Below are 19,730 nucleotides of genomic sequence, written 5' to 3' on the forward strand. Positions count from 1 at the left end.
CGGCCACCCCTGAACAGTGTTCGATTCGGTCGGATCGGACTAACGTCGCCCTTCATGACCGCAGCCACCGTTCCCGCCGATGCTCTTTTCGCGGACGCCGCCGAATCCGACACCGCCACCTTCGACGCGGCCCACGTCTGGCACCCCTACGGGCCGATGCCGAGCCCCGTGCCGGCGCTGCCGGTGGCCTCGGCGCAGGGGACGCGGCTGACGCTGGAGGATGGCCGCAGCCTCATCGACGGCATGAGCAGCTGGTGGGCGGCGTGCCACGGGCATTCGCACCCGCGCCTGGTGGGCGCCGCGCAACGGCAGGCGGCGACCATGTCCCACGTCATGTTCGGCGGCCTCACCCACGCCCCGGCCGTCGACCTGGCCCGACGCCTGCTGGCGATGACCGACCCCGCGCTCGACGCGGTGTTCTTCTCCGACTCCGGGTCGGTGTCGGTGGAAGTGGCGATCAAGATGGCGCTGCAGTACCAGCGGGCCGTCGGAAAGCCGGGGCGCAACCGCCTGCTGACCTGGCGCGGCGGCTACCACGGCGACACCCGCGCGCCGATGAGCGTCTGCGACCCCGACGGCGGCATGCACTCCCTGTGGGCGGGCACGTTCACTCCGCAGGCTTTCGCGCCGGTCCCGCCGCCGCGCGGGTCGTCGGAGCAGGTCCGCGCGGCGTACCTCGCCGAGTTCGAGTCGCTTGTCGACGATTCCGTCGCCGCCGTGATCGTCGAACCCGTCGTCCAGGGGGCCGGTGGCATGCGCTTCCACGACCACGAGCTGCTCGTCGGGCTGCGGGAGATCTGCGACCGGCACGGGCTGCTGCTCATCGCCGACGAGATCGCGACCGGCTTCGGGCGCACCGGCGACCTGTTCGCCACCGCGGCGGCCGCGGTCACGCCTGATGTCCTGTGCGTGGGCAAAGCGTTGACCGGTGGATTTCTGTCGCTGGCCGCGACGCTGACGACGCGGGAAGTCGCCGCCGCGATCTCCGCCGGCGACGGCGGCGGCCTGATGCACGGGCCGACCTTCATGGCCAATCCGCTGGCGTGCGCCATCGCTTCGGAGAACCTGGACATCATCGCCGAAGGGCGGTGGCGGGCAGACGTGCCTCGCATCGAAGCGGGACTGCGCGCCGGGTTCGAGCCGCTGCGGTCGGAGCCGGGGGTCGCCGACGTCCGGGTGCTCGGGGCCATCGGCGTCGTGGAGATGGACGAGCCCGTCGACATGGCCCGCGCCACCGCGGCGTGCGTGGCGGAAGGGGTGTGGCTGCGGCCCTTCGGGAAGCTCGTCTACGCCATGCCCATGTACATCTGCGACGACGGGGAAGTCGCCGCCATCTGCCGCGCGATCGGGGCGATCGTGGCGGCGGAGAACCGATGAGCATCGTGTTCATCACCGGAACGGGCACGGACATCGGCAAGACCATCGCCACGGCGGCCGTCGCCGCGACGTTGGCGGCGCAGGGGAGGAGGGTGGTCGTCGTCAAGCCCGCGCAAACCGGATTTCCCGGCACCGGCGGAGACCTGGACGACGTCGCACGATTGACCGGCGTGACCGACCTGCACGGGTTCGTGCGCTACCCCGAACCGATGGCGCCGCTGGCCGCGGCGCGTCGGGCTGGGCTGCCGACGCTGGGGCTCGGCGAGGCGGCGGCGCGGATCCGCGAGCTCGACGGGCCGGACCGCACCGTGCTCGTCGAAGGGGCGGGCGGGCTGCTGGTGCGGTTGGGCAGCGGTGCCGGCGATGACGGGGGAGCCGGGGGAGCCGGGGAATGGGGCCTGCCCGACCTCGCCGCGCGCCTGCCCGGCGCGAAAACGGTGGTGGTGACGTCGCTGGGGCTGGGCAGCCTCAACACCGCCGAGCTGACCGTGGAAGTGGCCGAGGGGCGGGGCATGGACGTCATCGGTCTGATCGGTGGATCGCTGCCCGCTCGGCACGCCGCGGGGGAGATCGACCCCATCGTCGCCACCAACCTGGAGGACCTGCCGCACCTCACCGGCGTCGACGTCCTCGGCGCAGTGCCCGAAGGTGCGGGGGCCATGGAACGGGAGCGGTTCGTCGCCGCCGCGCCGGGCTGGTTTTCCGAATCGGGCATCAGGGCTTTCGTGGGGTAGGCTGGCCAGCGGACATCGCCGTGGGGCGCACCGACACCTTGTCCCATCCGCCGAGCAACGAGCCGAGCGTGATGGGATGACTGCTCTCTGTAGCCCCGCGACGCACGCCGGCGGCGATCCGCCGGACGCGAAACCCGCACCGCTCTACAGAATGAGGACACACGTGTCACCCACCGCTCGCCGAGACGGCACACCGGACCGAAACCGGGGCAACAAGCCCAAGAAGGCCGGGGACTACTACGTCTCCCAGGCCCGCCCCGCCCGACACCAGCACGTCGAACGCAACCGCGGCGGCGGAGGAAACGACGGCGAAGGCGTGCGCCTGCAGAAGGTGCTGGCCCAGGCCGGCGTCGCCTCCCGCCGCATGGCCGAGCGCCTCATCGACGAAGGCCGCGTCGAGGTCGACGGCAAGATCGTCACCCGCCAGGGCGTCCGCGTCGACCCGAACGTCGCGGTCATCCGCGTCGACGGCTCGCGCGTGGTGGTCAACGAGGACATGCAGTACTTCGTCCTGAACAAGCCCCGCGGCGTGCAGTGCACCATGCACGACGACCAGGGCCGCCCCTGCGTCGGCGACATCATCGGCGAAAAGGTCTCCGCCGGCCAGCGCCTGTTCCACGTCGGCCGCCTCGACGCGGCCACCGAGGGCCTGCTGATCCTGACCAACGACGGCGAGTTGGCCAACCGCCTGATGCACCCGAGCTACAACGTCACCAAGACGTACATGGCCACGGTCAAGGGAGAGGCGGACAACAAGCTGATTCGCGACCTGACCAAGGGCGTCGAACTCGACGACGGCCCCGCCAAGGCCGACTTCGCTCAAATCATCGACGTGTGGCAGGGCCGGTCGATCATCCGCGTCGAGCTGCACGAGGGCCGCAAGCACATCGTGCGCCGCATGCTCAAGGAACTCGACTACCCCGTGGAGCGCCTGGTGCGCACCAAGATCCACACCGTCCAGCTCGGCGAGCAGACCCCGGGCGCGCTGCGCGCGCTCAACCGCGCCGAGCTCGCCTCGCTGTACAAGGCGGTGGGACTGTAAATGACCGACGCAACCGAGAGCAGCCGAAACATGAACGAATCCACCGCCGTCGACGCCCTGCTGCTGGCCATCGACGGCCCCTCGGGCACCGGCAAGTCGACGGTCTCGCGGGCCGTCGCCGAGCACCTCGGCGCCAAGTACCTGGACACCGGCGCGATGTACCGCGTGGCCACCCTGTGGGTGCTGCGCCAGGGCATCGACCCGGCCGACTCCGACGCGGTCGCTGCCGCCACCGCCGACCTGCCGCTGGCGGTCAGCGACGACCCGCGTTCGACGGAGGTGCTCCTCGACGGCGAGGACGTCTCCGGTGAGATCCGCGGCCCCGAGGTCACGCAGAACGTCTCCGCCGTGTCGGCGATCCCCGCCGTGCGCGAGAACCTCGTGGACCTGCAGCGCCGCCTGGCCGCCGACGCCGGCCGCTGCGTCGTAGAGGGCCGCGACATCGGCACCGTCGTGCTGCCGGACGTGCCGGCGAAGGTCTTCATGACCGCCGCCGCCGAGGTCCGCGCCCGCCGCCGCCACGCCCAGGACATCGCCGCCGGCCGCGACGCCGACTACGACGAGGTCCTGGCCGACGTCATCCGCCGCGACGAGCTCGACAGCTCCCGCGCCACGTCGCCGCTGCGACCGGCCGACGACGCCGTGGTGCTCGACACCTCCGAAATGGACATCGAGGAGGTCATCGACCACATCCTCGACGTCGTCGAGGCCGCCTACCCCGGCTCCGTCGACGGCGACGCCGGCGACGGCGCGACCGAGTTCGTCCAGGCCACCGCCGACGGCGCGCACGAGGACCCGGAGGCCGGCATCGACCGCGCCATCGCCGACCACGAGACCGTCATCGCCGACGCCATCGCCCGCGCCGAAGCCGGCGAACTCGGCGAGGACGACGAGGACTGGGAGGACCTGGAGGAAGCGTTCTCCGTCCTCGGCTCCGCCGCCGAAGAGGACGAGGCGTTGCCGACCGTCGCCATCGTGGGCCGCCCCAACGTGGGCAAGTCGACGATGGTCAACCGGTTCATCGGCCGTCGCGAAGCAGTCGTGGAGGACTTCCCCGGAGTCACCCGAGACCGCATCAGCTACCTCGGCGACTGGGGCGGCCGCCGCTTCTGGGTGCAGGACACCGGCGGCTGGGACCCCGATGCCAAGGGCCTCAACGCGTCCATCGCACGCCAGGCGGAGGCGGCGATGGAGACCGCCGACGTGATCATCATGGTCGTCGACACCAACGTCGGCGTCACCGCCACCGACGAGATGATGGCCCGCCGCCTGCAGCGCGCCGAACAGCCGGTGATCCTCACCGCCAACAAGTTCGAGTCGGACTCGCAGCTCGGCGACGTCGCCGAGTTCTGGGCCCTGGGCCTGGGCGAGCCGCACCCGACGTCGGCGCTGCACGGCCGCGGCAACGCGGACGTCATGGACGAGGTGGTCAAGGCCTTCCCCGAGGTGCCGCGCGCCAAGGCGCAGCCGCAGGGCCCGCGCCGCGTGGCCATCGTCGGCAAGCCGAACGTGGGCAAGTCGTCGCTGCTGAACAAGATCTCGGGCGAGGACCGCGCCGTGGTCTCCGACATCGCCGGCACCACCGTCGACCCGGTCGACTCGCTGGTGCAGCTCGAGGATTCGCTGTGGCGCTTCGTCGACACCGCCGGCATCCGCAAGAAGACGAAGCAGGCGCAGGGCCACGAGTTCTACGCGTCGCTGCGCACGCGCTCGGCGATCGACAACTCCGAGGTCGTGATCTTCCTCGTCGACTCCTCCGAGCCGATCGCGGAACAGGACCAGCGCGTGCTGCGCATGATCCTCGACTCCGGCCGCGCCCTGGTGGTCGCCTACAACAAGTGGGACCTCATGGACGAGGACCGCCGCGACATGCTCGAGCGCGAGATCGACCTGCAGCTGGCGCACGTGCCGTGGGCGCGGCGCGTCAACATTTCGGCGAAGACCGGCCGCGCGCTGCAGAAGCTCGAGCCGGCGATGCTGGAGGCCCTGGATTCGTGGGACCGCCGCATCCCGACCGGCCGCCTGAACACCTGGCTGCGCACCGTGCTGCAGGAGGTGCCGCCGCCGATGCGCGGTGGCCGTCTGCCGCGCGTGCTGTTCGCCACGCAGGCGTCGACGCGTCCGCCGGTGATCGTGCTGTTCACCACCGGCTTCCTGGAGCACGGTTACCGCCGTTTCCTGGAGCGCCGCCTGCGCGAGGAGTTCGGCTTCGAGGGCTCGCCCGTGCGCATCGCCGTGCGCGTGCGCGAGAAGCGCAAGCGCAAGTAGGCGAAGGCGGGCCGCTTGCGGCTTTGCGTGACGACGCCCCGGCGCGACCGTTCCCCGGTCGCCCCGGGGCTTCGGCCGTTTTCGGGCGTGGTCGATTGCGCGGCGGCGCGTCGTGCGTGCATTGTGGGGCCAGAAGCGAAGGGGCGCGACGATGGGCCCCTCATGAACGCAGGAGACGATGAGCGATGTCCGGCAACCGGCATGGACGTGATCCCTTCGACGACGACCGCACCGAATTCATCGGCCGCGACGAGCCGACGCGGAGCACCTGGGGCGGCCGCGACGACCAGCCCACCGAGTTCATCGGCCGCGACGCCGGATACGACCCGGACGCCGATTTCGGCGGCGGCGCCGGCGGCACCAACCGCCCCAACCGCGGCGCCGACGAAACCCGCGCGGTGGGGCGCGACGGTTCCGGCCAGTACTGGGCGCCGCTGACGCCGGAGGAACGCGGCGTCGATCCGCGCGGCGCCGCCGGAGCCACGGGAGCCGCCGGTGCGGGCGGCGGTCTCCCGCCGCGCGACGACCGCGAGTACCGCGACTACCGGGACGATGACCGTGACCGGCGCGACGACCGCGACGACGGTGGCCGCGGTGGCTTCGGCAAGGGTGCGACGATCGTGGCGGTGGCGGCGATCATCGCCATCGTCATTCTGGTCGCGCTGATGTTCCGCTTCCTGTCCGGCGACGACACGGCGAACGACCCGACCACCGCGACGCCGCCTCCGGAGCCCAGCTCCACGACCTCGGAGACTGTGACGTCGGAGGAACCGACGGAGACCTCCGACCCGATGCGCGACGAGCTCGACCGTCTGCGCGAGGAGGTCAACAGCATCCGCGAGACCCCGCCGGCGATCCCGGGCCTGGGCGGCGGCGAGGCCGTCGCGGCGACGATCCCGGAGGCGGCCGGCAAGTCCCCGGCCGAGGTCGAGCTCGCTCTGCGGCGCGCCGGTTTCGGAGACATCACCATCCTCGACGCCAACGGCAACCCCACGAATTCGCTGTCGTCCCTGACCGGCACCGTGGCCACCATCGATCCGCCGGCGGGCAGCACGGCCATGACCGATCAGCCGGTGACCATCACGCTGCAGTAGTTTCCGCCGTTGCCCCCGCCGCCGTCATGGCCGCGTGATCCGGACGGGGACGCGGCGGGCGCCGAAGGTGCCGGGGCCGGCGACGTCGTAAAGCCCGGGGACCGTCGTGCCGCACTGCGGGCAGATCCCGCGGCCCGCGGCGTCGGCCACGAGCTGGTAGTCGACCATGCGGTACCAATCGCGCACGATCAGCGGCGCGTCGCAGCCGGGGCAGAAGGTGGTGTCGCCGTCCTTGTCGTGGACGTTGCCGGTGTAGACGTGGCGCTCGCCGGCGGCCAACGCGATCTCGCGGGCCCGGTGCAGCGTGGCAGGCGGCGTCGGGGGCACGTCGCGCATGCGGTTGTCGGGGTGGAACGCGCTGAAGTGGTGGGGGACGTCGGGGCCGAGGTTGGCGACGATCCAGTCGGCCATGGCGCGGATTTCGGCGTCGGAGTCGTTGTGGCCGGGGATGAGCAGGGTGGTGATCTCCACCCAGGTGTCCGTCCCTGCCAGCCACGCGAGGTTGTCCAGCACCACGTCGAGGTCGGCGCCGGTCAGCCGCTTGTAGAACTCCGGCGTGAAGCCCTTGAGGTCCACGTTGACGGCGTCCATGGCGCCGAAGAATTCCTCGCGGGCGATCGGCGAGACGTACCCGGCCGTGACGCCGACGGTGCGCACGCCCCGGTCGCGGCAGGCGGCGGCGATGTCGATGGCGTACTCGGCGAAGATGACGGGGTCGTTGTAGGTGAACGCGACGGACGCGGCGCCGGCTGCGACGGCGGCGTCGGCGATGTCCCCGGGCATTGCGGTCTCGGTGAGGGTGTCCACCTCACGAGACGTGGAGATCTCGTGGTTCTGGCAGAACTTGCAGCCCAGATTGCAGCCGGCGGTGCCGAAGCTGAGCACCGACGTGCCGGGCAGGAAATGGTTGAGCGGCTTCTTCTCGATCGGGTCGAGACAGAACCCCGACGACCGCCCCCACGTGTCCAGCACCAGCCGGCCGCCGTGGTTGGCGCGGACGAAGCAGAATCCGCGCTGGCCGTCGCGCATCCGGCATTCGCGCGGGCACAGCAGGCATTGCACGCGCCCGTCGTCGAGCGCGCGGCCCCAGCGGGCGGGGCGGGGGCTTTGCGACGGCGGCATCATCGCGGTTCGCCCTCCTCCCACGATTGCACCGTGTAGCGGCTCAGCCGCCAGTCGGCGCCCCAGTGTGCCGAGTGCGGGTCCGGGGCCAGCCCGGCCTTGGCCTTGAGGTGGCGGATGAAATCCGTCGGGTCCGGCAGTTGGTCCCACACCTGCGGCAGGAACGTGCCCTGGCGTCGGGGCCCCGAGAGGATCGCGCCGTCGACGTGCGGGCGCAGCGCGGCGATGGCGTTGGCTTCGGAATCGACGTCGAGGGTTTCGGGCGCCGAGAGAACGGAGACTTCGATGCGGATGCCGGGCAGTTCGGCTGCGGTGACGGCGGGGAAGCGCGGGTCGTCGAGTGCCGCGTCGATGGCGTGGGCGGCGATGTCCGCGCCGAGGGGCCGCGTCGGGCGCAACGAGCCGATGCAGCCGCGCAGGCGACCGTCGACGGTGAGGGTGACGAAGGATGCGCCCGGCGCGTCCAACCACGGGTGGCCGATCGTGCCGGACGGGTCGGGGCCACCGGCCAGCCGGTGCTCGAGCACCGCGCGGGCGTAGGCGGGCAGGCGCGGGCCGATGGGGTCAAAGCGGACGGCGGGGTAGCCGACCACCCGGTGGGGATCGCCGCCGGGGGCGTCGGCCGAGGTCGCGCGGTCCATTACGGTGCCGGCCCACCCGGCGCGGCGGGCGAAACCGATCAGCCCGTTGATGGGGATGGCCCCGCATGCCGACCTCGGTGGCAGCGGCGCCTCCAGCCGCAGGATGCGGTCGAGCGTGTCGGCGTCGGCCGCGACGGCTTCCGCGACGGGCAGAAAGTGCGACAGGTCGGAGCTGATGATCAGCAGCGTGTCGTCGTCGGCCATGACCGCGGCGACGAGTTCGGTCATCTCCGCCACCGTCGCGTCCCCCGCCACCAACGGCAGAACGGGCAGGCCGGGTGCGATGACCTGCAGGAAAGGCAGGTGGACCTCCACGGAATGTTCGCGGGCGTGGACGCCGGGCGAGGTGACCAGCAGATCCGGGAAGGTCGGGGCCAGACGAGCGCGCAGGTCGTCGCAAAGCCCCGCCGGCACGGCGACGGAACCCAGCGGCGTGTCGAAGGCGTCGACGCCGGCATCCGCGACGCCGCGCACGGGCACGCGGTGGGCCGGGCCGAGGACCACGGCGCGGGCGAACCGGGAGGGGACGATGAGCCGGTATCCGGAGGCCGCCACGGCACCCGAATAGACGTAGCCCGCGTGGGGCAGGATCAGCGCGCGGGGCGGCGGGGCGTCGTCAGGCTGCGCGGCACCTGCCAACAGTGCCTCGATCTGCTCGCGCAACTCGCGCGCGTCCGCGGGGTAGAACGTGCCGGCCACGGCGGGCGGGCGGGTGCGGGGACCCGGCTTTTCGCGGAACATGCTGGGGAACATGGGACACCTCCGGTGACCCCAGGGTACGTCGGGGCCCGGATCCGGGGCGGGCGATAAAGTCGGGGCCATGAATGCCGTCGCCCCACGCGAGTCGATCGACCTCATCCGCCGCTGGTCCGGGCAGGCGGTGCGGGTGCTCGACGGTCGCGGGCGCATCGCCGACGCCGCCGCCGGCGCGACCGCGGAACTCGTGCAGCGCACGGTGCCGGTCAAACTCGACGGTGGCGTGGCGTGGCGGGTGTTGCCCGTCGATTCCGCGGCCCTGCTGCGCGCCGGCGAGATCGTGCGGCACCGGTGGCTGACCGGGATCGGGATGGAGGAAGCGCGGCTCGTCGACGAGCTCGCCGGGCCCGCAGCGACGGCCGTGCGCGAGACGTGGGCGGCCGAAGGGTGGCGCAGGTTCTTCTCGCGCCCGGATGCGCGCGCGACGGCGGATCGGGCGGTGGCGTACCTGGGTGACGTGGTTGACCGCGTGCGCCGCCGCGAGCTGCCGGCGTTGCTGGACCGGCTGGAGGTCGAGGCCACCAGCGCCGCGCCGCAGTTGGTGCCCACGGACCTGATGTACCCGGACGTCGGGGTGCTGCAGGTGCTTGCCGACGGCCTGCCGGGCGGGTTCGGGGCGCCCGAGCTGTTGTCCGGTGCGGATGTCGCCGCATTGCCGGAGGCGCTGGGGGCGCTGGCCAGTGCGTTGGAGACGGAGCGGACGACGCGCTTGGCGGCGATCGGCGCGGGCGAACGGCTGCGCGGGGTGGCCGTCGGCGAGTTGTTGGCGGGGCTGGGGGTGGAGGCGCTGCGCGACGTCACGCGCGACCGGCTGCGCATCGCGCCCATCGAGGACGCGGGTTTGCGGACGGTGGGGGCGGTGCTGGCGGCGGGGGCGTCGCTGGCGGAGGTGCCGGGCATCGGGCCGGATTCGGCGCGGAAGTTGCTCGGTGCGGCGCAGACGCTGCGGCAGCAAACGTTCGACGATCAGCCGGTGCAGCTGGATCCGGCGAACCGGTCGCCGGAAGCCACCGACGTACTGCGGCAGTTGCGCCGCTGGGAGATCGCCCGCGGGCCGCTGCGGGGCCCGGACGGGTCGACGGCGGCGGTGGCGCTCTCGGCACTGGCGCCCGTGATGGCCCCGGGCGTCGGCGACGTGGTGGTGTTCCCGACCTCCGGCCGCGGAATCCCCGAATTCCGGGGTGCGGTGGCGGGCGTGCTGCGCCTGGCCGAGGCGCTGCGTGGTGCGGCGGGACGGGTCGCAGGCGGCGGGGACAAGGCCGGGGCAGCGACTGGGACACCGCCGGGCGCGTCCCCGAACGCCTCCGACGAAGAGCTGTGGGCGGATTTCCGGGCGCGGCCGGCGGATTATCAGGCGCTGGCGGCCCAGCTGGGGTTGCTTCCCGACGAAGGCGAGCGCGTCCACGGCGACCTGCCGGAGGAGATCGTCGCGGCGATTCGCGGCATGGACCTGGACACCCGCTATTTGGCGGCGTCGCTGCGCGGTTACCAGGATTTCGCGGCGCGGTTCGCGCTGGTGCAGAAGAAGGTGCTCATCGGCGACGAGATGGGTCTGGGCAAGACCATCGAGGCGCTGGCCGCGCTGACGCATCTGCACGCCGAGGGGCGGACGCATTTCCTGGTCGTGTGCCCGGCGGCGGTGGTGTCGAATTGGATCCGCGAGGTGGAGTCGAAGTCGCGGCTGGAGGCGCGCCGGTTGCACGGCGCGGCCCGTGAGCTGGCGGTCGACGAGTGGCTGACGCGCGGGGGAGTCGGCGTGACCACCTATGGCACGTTGGGCACGGTCCGCGACCGCGTCGCCGCGTGCCCGGGGCTGGCCTGCGTGATCGTGGACGAGGCCCACTACATCAAGAATCCCGCGGCGAAGCGGTCGCAGTTGTTGGCCGGGGTGATCGCGGAAGTCGACGGCGCGATCCTGCTCACCGGCACGGCGCTGGAGAACCGCATCGATGAGTTCCGCACGCTGGTGGGCTACCTGCGCCCGGACCTGGTGGAAGGGGAGAAGGACGTGCCGGTGGCGGAATTCCGCGAGCTGGTCGCGCCGGTGTACCTCCGGCGCAATCAGGCCGACGTGCTCGACGAGCTGCCCGATCTGGTCGAGGTCGACGATTGGGTGGAGGCCACCGAGGCGGACGATGCCGCGTACCGGAAGGCCGTCGGCGAGGGGAACTTCATGGCCATGCGGCGGGCGGCGTATGTCGCCGGCGCAGGATCGGCGAAGGTGGAGCGGTTGGTCGACATCGCCGAGGAAGCCCGCGACAACGGTCGCCGCGTGATCGTCTTCTCGCACTTCCGCGATGTGATCGACACGGTCATGGCGGTCCTGGGTGACGTCGCGGTGGGCCCTTTGACCGGCGACGTGCCGGCCAATCGGAGGCAGGAGCTGGTCGACGAGTTCTCCGCAGCCGACGGTGGGGCGGTGCTGGTGTCGCAGATCGTGGCTGGCGGCGTGGGCCTGAACATCCAGGCGGCGTCGGTGGTGGTCATCTGCGAGCCGCAGCTGAAGCCGACTACCGAGTGGCAGGCCATCGCCCGCGCGCACCGCATGGGCCAGTTGGAGAGCGTCCAGGTGCACAGGTTGCTGCTGGAGGATTCCGTCGACGCGCGGATCCTGGAGATCCTCGCCCGCAAAAAGCAGCTTTTCGACGACGTGGTGCGGGTGTCCACCACCGCCGAGGCCGCGCCGGAGGCGTACGACGTGTCGGAGGCGGAACTCGCGCGCGAAATCATCGCCGCCGAGCGGGAGCGGCTGGCGGTGGATCCCGAGAATCGACCGTGACCTGCGGATTAGCCCACCATGCCGACAATGTTGTAATCTGTGGCAGTTGCCGTTGAACGGCAGCGGCGGACTGTGGCGCAGCTTGGTAGCGCACCTCACTGGGGGTGAGGGGGTCGCAGGTTCAAATCCTGTCAGTCCGACCAAAGCGTCACATGCAGTTCGTCACGGCTGCGGCCCCGGTGGAGATCATCTCCGCCGGGGCTTTTTGCGTGCGTGGGCGCGACGGGCTTTCAGAACGGTGTGCACTGGAGCTGCTCTACGGTGACATCCGGCTGACGACAGGTGATGTGAAGGGCATTGGGCGGTTTACATGTCACGCATTTTCGGAAAATGACCGGGTATCGCTATCCTTAGCGCTATTCTTCAGGACCATCCCGCCGCCCGGCGGGGCATGCGCTGGAGCGGACGCGTCCGACGCGCCCGCCAATGCGACTTCAGGAGGCAGCAATGACCCAGATTTCGAGCCGTCACGAAAACGTCGCCCGCGACTTCGCGGCCGTCGCGGACCGCGTCACCAAGTGGGATGCGCCCACCCCGGTTCCCGAGTGGATCACCGGCGACATCGTCGAGCACCTGCTCACCTGGTTCCCGCCCGCCCTCGAGTCCTGGGGCGGCCCGTCCCTGACGGACATCCCGTCGCGCGGCCTCGCCGACCGCTGGCGCCTGCGCACCGTCGAGGTCCAGGCCATCCTCGACGACCGCGACCTCGCCTCGAAGACCATCGAGTCCGGCGACTTCGCCGGCATGCGCCTCGACGAGGCCATCGACCGCCTGTACACCGCCGACGTGTTCATGCACACGTGGGACCTGGCCAAGGCCGCCGACATCGAGGTCCACCTCTCCGGCTCCTACGCCGCCGGCGTGCACGAGGGCCTGGCCGCGATGGGCGAGGGCCTGCGCGACTCCAGCCACTTCGGCCCGGCCGTCGACACCGATTCCGAGGACCAGGTCGAGCGCCTCATGGCCTTCGTCGGCCGTGACCCGCAGTGGTCCGCGCCCTCGCTCGCCTCGGCCCCCAGCTAGTTTCCGGGCAGTCGTCCCACCAGCAGTTCCGCCAATTCGCCGTCGTCGCCGCGAAACGCGTTGACGTCGACGGCGAACCCGGCCACCGACCCCCGATCCGTGAATTGCCACAGGTCGGGGGTTCGTCCTCGGAAGGGCCGCCACGCGCGGTGCCCGTCTCCGGGGTAGCGGTCGCCGCCCGGCCACTGCGCAAGCCACAGCCCACCGCCGATGGCGGGAAACGGGCGCAACCGCCAGTACGACCGCGTCGTGTAGATCCCGGCGCACCGCACGCCCCGGTCCGCCAACGCGTCCGCCGCCGCTGCCACATCCGCCGCGCTCAGGTGATGAGGCACGGTCTCGACGTCGAGCCAGACCGCCGGGGCGTCGTCAAGCACGGGCCCGTACGCCGCGACCAGCTGCTTTGCGACGACCCGCGCCTGTTCCCGCAACGTCGTGCCCTCCAGCGGATGGCGGACGTACCAATAGGCCCCGACGGCGAGCCCGTTGGCCCGGGCGTCGGCGACGTGCGAGGCGAACACCGGGTCCGCGTACGTGCCGTCGCAGGCGCGGACGATGGCGAAACGGTGCCCGCCGGCCACGGCCGCGGACATGGGCAGCCCGTCCTGCCACTGGCTGACGTCGATGCCGGTGAGGATGGTGAGACCTTTCCGGGCCCGGGCCTACGCCGCCGAATCGGTGTCCGGGCCGACCTGGTGGATCTGCAGCAGATTGCCGAAACCGTCGTCGAAGACGGCGCGGACCATGCCGTCGGGAAGCTCCTGCGGCTCGACGGTGAACGTCACGCCGGCCGCCGCCAGGCGCGCGTGCTCGGCGCGGACGTCGTCGACCTCGAAGGTGTTCACCGGAATGCCGTCGGCGAACAGGGCCTCCTTGAACGGGGCCACGGCCGGGTGGCCGTCCGGCTCCAGGACGATCTCCGGGCCATCCGGGCGATCGGGGGAGACGACGGTCAACCAGGACACGTCGGGGCCCATGGGCATGTCGTGCTTGACCTCGAAGCCGAGGATTTCGGTGTAGAAGCGCTTGGCCGCCGGCTGATCCGGGACGAAAATGCTGGTGAAGACGATGCGCATGGCTACCGCACCACGATTCCGTCGGAGTCGGCGTAGACCATGTCGCCCGGCACGAAGTCGACGCCACCGAAGCTGACCACGACGTCGCGCTCGCCGGAACCGGTCTTCGTGGACTTGCGCGGGTTGGTGCCCAAAGCCTTGCAGCCGAAGTCCATCTCGCCGATGAGCTTCGAATCGCGCACCGCGCCGTGGACGATGACGCCCGCCCAGCCGTGATCGCGGCCCAGCGCGGCGATGACGTCCCCGACCAGCGCCGTGTGCAGCGAGCCTGCACCGTCGATGACCAGCACGCCGCCGTCGGAATCCTCCGACAACACCGCCTTGAGCAGCGCGTTGTCCTGGAAACAGCGGACCGTGGAAATGCGGCCGCAGAACTCGCGGGTGCCGCCGATGTCGCGGAACTGGGTGTCGCAGCTGCGCACGTGCGAGCCGATCTCGTCGACCAGGTCGGCGGTGGGGATGAACTGGGTCGCGCCCATGGTGGCCTCCACATTCTGTTGGCGGTTGCGGTCCGGCCGTGCAACGGCGGGAACGGTGTCTTTCCCCAACATTGCCAGACGTCGCGGATCATCGGGTGCGTTAGGCTGGATCGACGTAAGGGCCGGTGCCGGGGAAGTCGGGCACGCGGGCGTCGCAGAGCGGATGGAGGCTCACGTGGCCGGAATGAACTGGTTTTGGAAGGCCCTCGGGGGCAAGGAGGGCCGCGACCAGAAGCGCAGCGTGTCGCTCGTGGCGCGCGCCGCCGCACTCGAGCCGGAGCTGAAGGAACTGTCGGACGCCGATCTCGTCGCCCGCGCCCGCGACAACCGCGATGACGCGCCAGAGTTGCTGGCCTGCCTGCGCGAGGTCGCCGACCGCGCCATCGGGATGCGCCCCTTCGACGTCCAGCTGCAGGGCGCACTGCGCCTGCTGGAGGGCGACGTGGTCCAGATGGCCACCGGCGAGGGCAAGACGCTGTCCGGTGCGCTGGCCGGGGCAGGCTTCGCGTTGCGCGGCGAGCGCGTGCATTCGGTGACCGTGAACTCGTACCTGGCCCGCCGCGACGCCGAGTGGATGGGCCCGATTTTCCGGTTCCTGGGCCTGACCGCCGCCTCCGTCCACGAATCCGACGACGCCGAGGCCCGCCGCGCCGCCTACGCCAGCGACGTGGTGTTCATCGCGGTCAACGAGCTCGGCTTCGACGTGCTGCGCGACCGGTGCGCCGTCTCCGTCGCCGAGCGCGTCCAGCAGCCGGCGCGGGTGGCCATCATCGACGAGGCCGACTCCGTCCTCGTCGACGAGGCCCTGGTGCCGCTGGTCCTCGCCGGTTCCGCCCCGGGCGAGGCGCCGACGGGCCGCATCACCGACATCGTCCGCCGCCTGGTCAAGGGCGACGACTTCACCGTCGACGCCGGCCGGCGCAACGTGTTCCTCACCGACACCGGCGCGTCGCGGGTCGAGCGGTTTCTCGGCATCGATTCGCTTTACGACGAGGACAACGTCTCCACGACCCTCGTCCAGGTCAACGTCGCCCTGCACGCCCGCGAGCTGCTGCGCCGCGACGTGGACTACATCGTCCGCGATGGCAAGGTGGCGCTGGTCGATTCGTCGCGGGGCCGCATCGCCGATCTGCAGCGCTGGCCCGACGGGTTGCAGGCGGCGGTGGAGGCCAAGGAGGGCCTGGCCGTCTCCGGCGGCGGCCGCGTGCTGGACACCCTGACCATCCAGCAGCTGGTCGGCCGGTACGACATCACGTGCGGCATGACCGGCACGGCCGTGGCCGCGGGCGACCAGTTCCGCGAGTTCTACGGCATGCGGGTGTCCGTCGTCGAACCCAACGAGCCGTGCATCCGCGACGATGAGCCGGATCGGATCTACGCCACCGGCGACGATGCGTTCGCGGCCGCCGTGGAGGAGGTCATCGCCGTTCATGCCACGCGCCGCCCGGTGCTGGTGGGCACCCGCGACGTCGCCGAATCGGAGCGGCTGGCCGAGACCCTGGCCGAGCGGGGCATCGACGCCGCGGTGCTCAACGCGAAGAACGACGAGGCGGAGGCCGCCGTCATCGCCGAGGCGGGGGCCCCGGGCCGGGTGACCGTGTCCACGCAGATGGCCGGCCGCGGCACGGACATCCGGCTCGGCGGCGCCGACGAGGAGCATCGCGACGAGGTCGTGGAACTCGGCGGTCTGTGCGTCATCGGCGTCGCCCGGCACCGCACCGGGCGGCTCGACGGCCAGCTGCGCGGCCGCGCGGGCCGACAGGGCGACCCGGGGTCCAGCGTCTTCTTCGTCGCACTCGACGACGACATGGTGGTCGAGGGAGGAGCGGGGGAGGAATTGACCGTCACCCCGGAGGCCGATGGCCGCATCCGCGACGCCCGCGCCGCCGCCCACGTCGACCGCGCCCAGCGCGTCACCGAGGCGACGATGCTGTCCATCCACGCCACCACGTGGAAGTACAACAAGCTCATCGGCGACCAGCGCGCGATTCTCGACGATCGCCGCGAGAGGTTGCTCACCACGGATCTGGCGTGGCGCGAGTTGTCGGGGCGCGAGCCCGAGCGCGCCGAGGAGGTCCTGTCGGAGGTGCCGGAGGACGTCGCGGTGGGCGCGGCCCGCGAGATTGCCCTGCATCACCTGGACATGGGGTGGTCGGAGCATCTCGGGGACCTCGACGATCTCCGCGAGTCGGTGCACCTGCGGGCGCTGGCCAAGGAGAGCCCCATCGACGAGTTCCACCGTGCGGCGATCTCCGCGTTCAAGAACCTGGCGGCCGAGGCCGTCGACGAGGCCGCGAAGAGCTTCCGCACCGTGGCCATCACCGCCGACGGCGTCGATCTGGACGCCGAGGGCATGGGCCGTCCCAGCTCCACGTGGACCTACATGGTCAACGACAACCCGCTGTCCGGCGGCGATTCGGTGGTCGGTTCGGTCGCCGCGATGTTCCGCTGAGGCTCCGGCAAACGGGCGTCCGCCGGGATGTCCCAGGTGGGCGGCAGGGTTGAGGGAGTCGCCCACGCGGGGTCGGCGGTAAGGCTATGATTTAGGGCGTTACAGGAAATCGGACGATTATCCGGAGGAAGTGCAATGACGAACAACACCGGCAAGCCTGAGGCATCGGTTGAGACGACCTCGGTCTTCCGCGCGGACCTGCTCAAGGAGATGGAGTCCGGAGCGGGCCAGGACACGGCGGTGCCCGGCGTCGAGGGGCTGCCCGCCGGTTCGGCGCTCCTCGTGGTGAAGCGCGGGCCGAACGCGGGGTCTCGATTCCTGCTGGATCAGCCGGTGACCACCGCCGGCCGCCACCCGGACAGCGACATTTTCCTCGATGACGTCACCGTGTCGCGCCGCCACGCGGAGTTCCGAATGGAGGGCGACAAGTTCGAGGTCGTCGACGTGGGATCGCTCAACGGCACCTACGTCAACCGCGAGCCGAAGAACTCGGCCGACCTTTCCAATGGCGATGAGGTCCAGATCGGCAAGTTCCGCCTGGTCTTCCTCACCTCGCCGAAGTAGAGCACAGGGAGTACCCACCGCCGTGGCAGCCGTCCCAGCTTCCGTCCCCGATTCGGGAAGCACCTCCCCGCGGACCCGTTCCGCGGGGACGATGTCCATCGGTGCCGTTTTGTCGGAGCTCCAGCAGGAGTTCCCCGACGTGACGGTGTCGAAGATCCGCTTCCTCGAGTCCGAGGGCCTGATTTCGCCGTCCCGCAGCCAGTCCGGGTACCGGCGGTTCGCGCGTGCCGACGTCGATCGTCTCCGCTACATCCTCACCGTCCAGCGCGACAACTACCTGCCGCTGAAGGTGATCAAGGAACAGCTGGACAACATCGACGCGGGCAACGTCGCCGCAGCCGGCGAGGGTTTGGCCACGGTGACGCCGCTGGTGACCCCGGATCAGTTCCGCGAGGCCGCGGTGGTGTACCTGACGCGGGCGGAGCTGGCGGAGCGGGCGGGCATCGACGAGGAATTCGTCGGCAGCCTGGTCCGCGCGCGCCTGCTGTCGCCGGACGCGATGGACGGTTTCGACGGCGATGATCTGGCGGTGGCGACCACCGCCGGCAAGCTGCGCGAGTTCGGCCTGGATGCCCGGCACATGAAGACGGTGCGCACGGCCGCGGCGCGCGAGGCCGATCTGGTCGGCCAGGCGGCGGCGCCGATGGCGCGGTCGAAGGGGGACGGCGCCCGCCAGAAGGCGGAGGAGATGGCGCGCGAGATGACCGCGCTGTTGGTCACCCTGCACGGGACCTTGGTCAAGCGCCAGGTCAACGACGACCTGAATCGCTGAGCGGGGAAGAGTTTCATTGGGCATGGACGAGTTCGTCGAGGTCGAGTCGCGCGGGATCCTGGTGCATGAGCCGGAGGATCACCCCGTTCTGCTGCTGTCCTGGCCGGGCAGTGGCCGGGTGGTGCCGGTGTGGCTCGGTGCCGCGGAAGCCGCGTACCTCGCCGCGCGCGAAGCGGGCATGACGCAGAACCGTCCCTGCGCCCAGGACGTCATCGTCGAGATGGCGGAAAGCACGGGCAATTCCATCGAGCGGGCCGAAGTCACCGGGTTCCACGAAGGCGTGTTCATCGCCGCGCTGGTGCTGTCGGATGGCGGCCGCGTGGATTGCCGCGTGTCCGATGCGTTGGCCGTGTGCGAGATCTCGGAGGCGCCGCTGGTGGTGGCGCGGGAGATTCTCGAGGCCACGTCCGTTCCGGCCGGCGCGCTTTTCGACGACGACGTCGACGGGCCCGCCGCGCAAGAGGAAGAGTCGGTCGAGGAGTTCGCCCGCTTCCTCGACGAGATCGACGCCGCCGACTTCCTGGGGGAGGACGGTCGCGGCGGGGACGACGCGGACGATCGCTGACCGTCCACGAAACCGGGGGGGGGACGAAACGAGACGACGGATCACGGGCCCGGTGGCCGTCGTCAAGCATGTTTTTGATGCGCGAAGCTGTTACTCGTGTGACTGGATTTGACTGAAGTGTCGCAAGTGGCACCCCCATTCACCCCCGAAGTCTGATCCTTGACTTGAGTGGGAAAAACCCACGTCGCGTGTCCGGTCAGTGCCGTGAACTGGGGCTTTGTAATTTCAAAACTCTGAACCTGAAGTTTAGGTTTAGACACGCGGCGTGTTGGCCGAAATCCTGTTGACAGTGCCTTACCCTTGGCGAAAGATAAACGACATCAGTGGAACTACCAGGGGAGAATACGAACATGGCCGACGATCGCTTCGCTGATCGCCCCGACGCCGACCTCAACGACGCCGCAGACGCCGGCGTGCAGGAGTCGCTGTTCGACATGGGCCCGGACGAGGAAGTGGGCTACCGCGTGCCCATCGCCTGCCAGGCCGCCGGGATCACCTACCGCCAGCTCGACTACTGGGCCCGCACCGGGCTGGTCGAGCCGTCCATCCGCAACGCTCACGGCTCGGGTTCGCAGCGGCTCTACTCGTTCCGCGACATTCTGGTCCTGAAGATCGTGCGCGGTCTGCTCGACACCGGCATCTCGCTGCAGAACATCCGCCTGGCCGTGGACAAGCTCCGCGACCTCGGCGTCGATGACCTGGCCACCATCACCCTGGTGTCGGATGGTCGCACCGTGTACCAGTGCCGCTCCAACGAGGAGGTCATCGACCTTCTCAACGGCGGCCAGGGAGTGTTCGGCATTGCGGTGCCGGGCATCATGAAGGAGCTCGCCGGCTCCATCGCCAGCTTCCCGTCCGAGCGCGTGGACGGCACCCCGGGCGACGGCCCCGTCGACGAGCTGGCCGCCCGCCGCCGTCGCCGCATCGGCTGACCGCACCACGCGCCACGAACGCCCCGCATCTCCCCGCGGGGCGTTTTTTCGTGG

Annotated in this window: 17 protein-coding genes and 1 tRNA gene; 13 read left to right on the forward strand and 5 right to left on the reverse strand. The window is 70.8% G+C overall.

Features of this window, described 5'->3' with window-relative positions; all coding sequences use genetic code 11:
* The first annotated feature begins 54 nt into the window (after positions 1–54).
* The 5 genes from CX1_RS10130 to CX1_RS10150 all read left to right on the forward strand — a co-directional run bounded on the left by CX1_RS10130 (position 55) and on the right by CX1_RS10150 (position 6,515).
* Positions 55–1,377: an adenosylmethionine--8-amino-7-oxononanoate transaminase gene (locus CX1_RS10130; protein WP_046650674.1), complete on the forward strand. Its 1,323-nt coding sequence runs from the start codon at positions 55–57 to the stop codon at positions 1,375–1,377.
* Entirely contained in the window at positions 1,374–2,111 is a 738-nt protein-coding gene (gene bioD / locus CX1_RS10135; protein ID WP_060925622.1) for an ATP-dependent dethiobiotin synthetase BioD, read from the forward strand. The genes CX1_RS10130 and bioD overlap by 4 nt, the downstream gene beginning before the upstream one ends.
* A 163-nt stretch (positions 2,112–2,274) precedes the next feature.
* Positions 2,275–3,153 (forward strand): pseudouridine synthase, encoded by an 879-nt coding sequence (locus CX1_RS10140; RefSeq protein ID WP_046649769.1) that lies wholly within the window; start codon positions 2,275–2,277, stop codon positions 3,151–3,153.
* 30 nt (positions 3,154–3,183) lie between these two features.
* Positions 3,184–5,421 (forward strand): bifunctional cytidylate kinase/GTPase Der, encoded by a 2,238-nt coding sequence (gene der, locus CX1_RS10145; protein WP_432264158.1) that lies wholly within the window; start codon positions 3,184–3,186, stop codon positions 5,419–5,421.
* A gap of 185 nt (positions 5,422–5,606) precedes the next feature.
* Positions 5,607–6,515, forward strand: a complete 909-nt coding sequence (locus CX1_RS10150; RefSeq protein ID WP_060925624.1) for a PASTA domain-containing protein — start codon at positions 5,607–5,609, stop codon at positions 6,513–6,515.
* 24 nt (positions 6,516–6,539) lie between these two features.
* Here the strand turns inward: CX1_RS10150 and amrS are convergent, their stop codons facing one another.
* Both amrS and amrB read right to left on the reverse strand, forming a co-directional pair.
* Complete coding sequence (amrS, locus tag CX1_RS10155) at positions 6,540–7,637, reverse strand: AmmeMemoRadiSam system radical SAM enzyme (protein ID WP_152663176.1); 1,098 nt, start codon at positions 7,635–7,637, stop codon at positions 6,540–6,542.
* A complete protein-coding gene (amrB, locus tag CX1_RS12695; RefSeq protein ID WP_060925625.1) occupies positions 7,637–9,031 on the reverse strand; it encodes an AmmeMemoRadiSam system protein B in 1,395 nt (464 codons plus the stop codon). Before amrB ends, amrS begins: the two co-directional genes overlap by 1 nt.
* A gap of 67 nt (positions 9,032–9,098) precedes the next feature.
* On the opposite strand from amrB, the gene CX1_RS10165 reads away from it, so the two are divergent.
* The 3 genes from CX1_RS10165 (at position 9,099) to CX1_RS10175 (ending at position 12,836) form a co-directional block, all read left to right on the forward strand.
* On the forward strand, positions 9,099–11,813 hold the full coding sequence (locus CX1_RS10165) for a DEAD/DEAH box helicase (RefSeq protein WP_060925626.1): 2,715 nt from the start codon (positions 9,099–9,101) through the stop codon (positions 11,811–11,813).
* 66 nt (positions 11,814–11,879) lie between these two features.
* Positions 11,880–11,956, forward strand: a tRNA-Pro gene (locus tag CX1_RS10170).
* Positions 11,957–12,260: 304 nt separating this feature from the next.
* Positions 12,261–12,836: a DinB family protein gene (locus CX1_RS10175; protein ID WP_046649765.1), complete on the forward strand. Its 576-nt coding sequence runs from the start codon at positions 12,261–12,263 to the stop codon at positions 12,834–12,836.
* Here CX1_RS10175 and CX1_RS10180 read toward each other — a convergent pair.
* From CX1_RS10180 to rraA, 3 genes are read right to left on the reverse strand one after another with little or no spacing between them, the layout of a single operon-like run.
* Positions 12,833–13,474, reverse strand: a complete 642-nt coding sequence (locus CX1_RS10180; protein ID WP_113570083.1) for a glycoside hydrolase family 25 protein — start codon at positions 13,472–13,474, stop codon at positions 12,833–12,835. The genes CX1_RS10175 and CX1_RS10180 overlap by 4 nt on opposite strands.
* Positions 13,475–13,498: 24 nt before the next feature.
* Complete coding sequence (locus tag CX1_RS10185) at positions 13,499–13,912, reverse strand: glyoxalase/bleomycin resistance/extradiol dioxygenase family protein (RefSeq protein ID WP_060925627.1); 414 nt, start codon at positions 13,910–13,912, stop codon at positions 13,499–13,501.
* A 2-nt stretch (positions 13,913–13,914) separates the two neighbouring features.
* Positions 13,915–14,391: a ribonuclease E activity regulator RraA gene (gene rraA / locus CX1_RS10190; protein WP_046649776.1), complete on the reverse strand. Its 477-nt coding sequence runs from the start codon at positions 14,389–14,391 to the stop codon at positions 13,915–13,917.
* A gap of 175 nt (positions 14,392–14,566) precedes the next feature.
* Here rraA and secA2 point away from each other — a divergent pair, with 175 nt between their 5' ends.
* The 5 genes from secA2 (at position 14,567) to CX1_RS10215 (ending at position 19,676) form a co-directional block, all read left to right on the forward strand.
* Positions 14,567–16,843 carry an accessory Sec system translocase SecA2 gene (gene secA2, locus CX1_RS10195; protein WP_060925648.1) on the forward strand — a complete coding sequence of 759 codons (2,277 nt, stop codon included), beginning with the start codon at positions 14,567–14,569 and terminating at the stop codon, positions 16,841–16,843.
* A 135-nt stretch (positions 16,844–16,978) separates the two neighbouring features.
* Positions 16,979–17,407: an oxoglutarate dehydrogenase inhibitor Odhl gene (gene odhI, locus CX1_RS10200; RefSeq protein ID WP_046649761.1), complete on the forward strand. Its 429-nt coding sequence runs from the start codon at positions 16,979–16,981 to the stop codon at positions 17,405–17,407.
* Positions 17,408–17,429: 22 nt separating this feature from the next.
* Positions 17,430–18,179 carry a transcriptional regulator FtsR gene (gene ftsR / locus CX1_RS10205; RefSeq protein ID WP_046649760.1) on the forward strand — a complete coding sequence of 250 codons (750 nt, stop codon included), beginning with the start codon at positions 17,430–17,432 and terminating at the stop codon, positions 18,177–18,179.
* Positions 18,180–18,201: 22 nt separating this feature from the next.
* Positions 18,202–18,744, forward strand: a complete 543-nt coding sequence (locus tag CX1_RS10210) for a bifunctional nuclease family protein (RefSeq protein ID WP_046649759.1) — start codon at positions 18,202–18,204, stop codon at positions 18,742–18,744.
* 434 nt (positions 18,745–19,178) lie between these two features.
* Positions 19,179–19,676, forward strand: a complete 498-nt coding sequence (locus CX1_RS10215) for a MerR family transcriptional regulator (protein WP_046649775.1) — start codon at positions 19,179–19,181, stop codon at positions 19,674–19,676.
* Positions 19,677–19,730 lie beyond the last annotated feature (54 nt).

This window comes from Corynebacterium xerosis NBRC 16721 = ATCC 373 (genome assembly GCF_001552415.1).
In the GTDB taxonomy this organism is placed as follows: Bacteria; Actinomycetota; Actinomycetes; order Mycobacteriales; family Mycobacteriaceae; genus Corynebacterium; species Corynebacterium xerosis.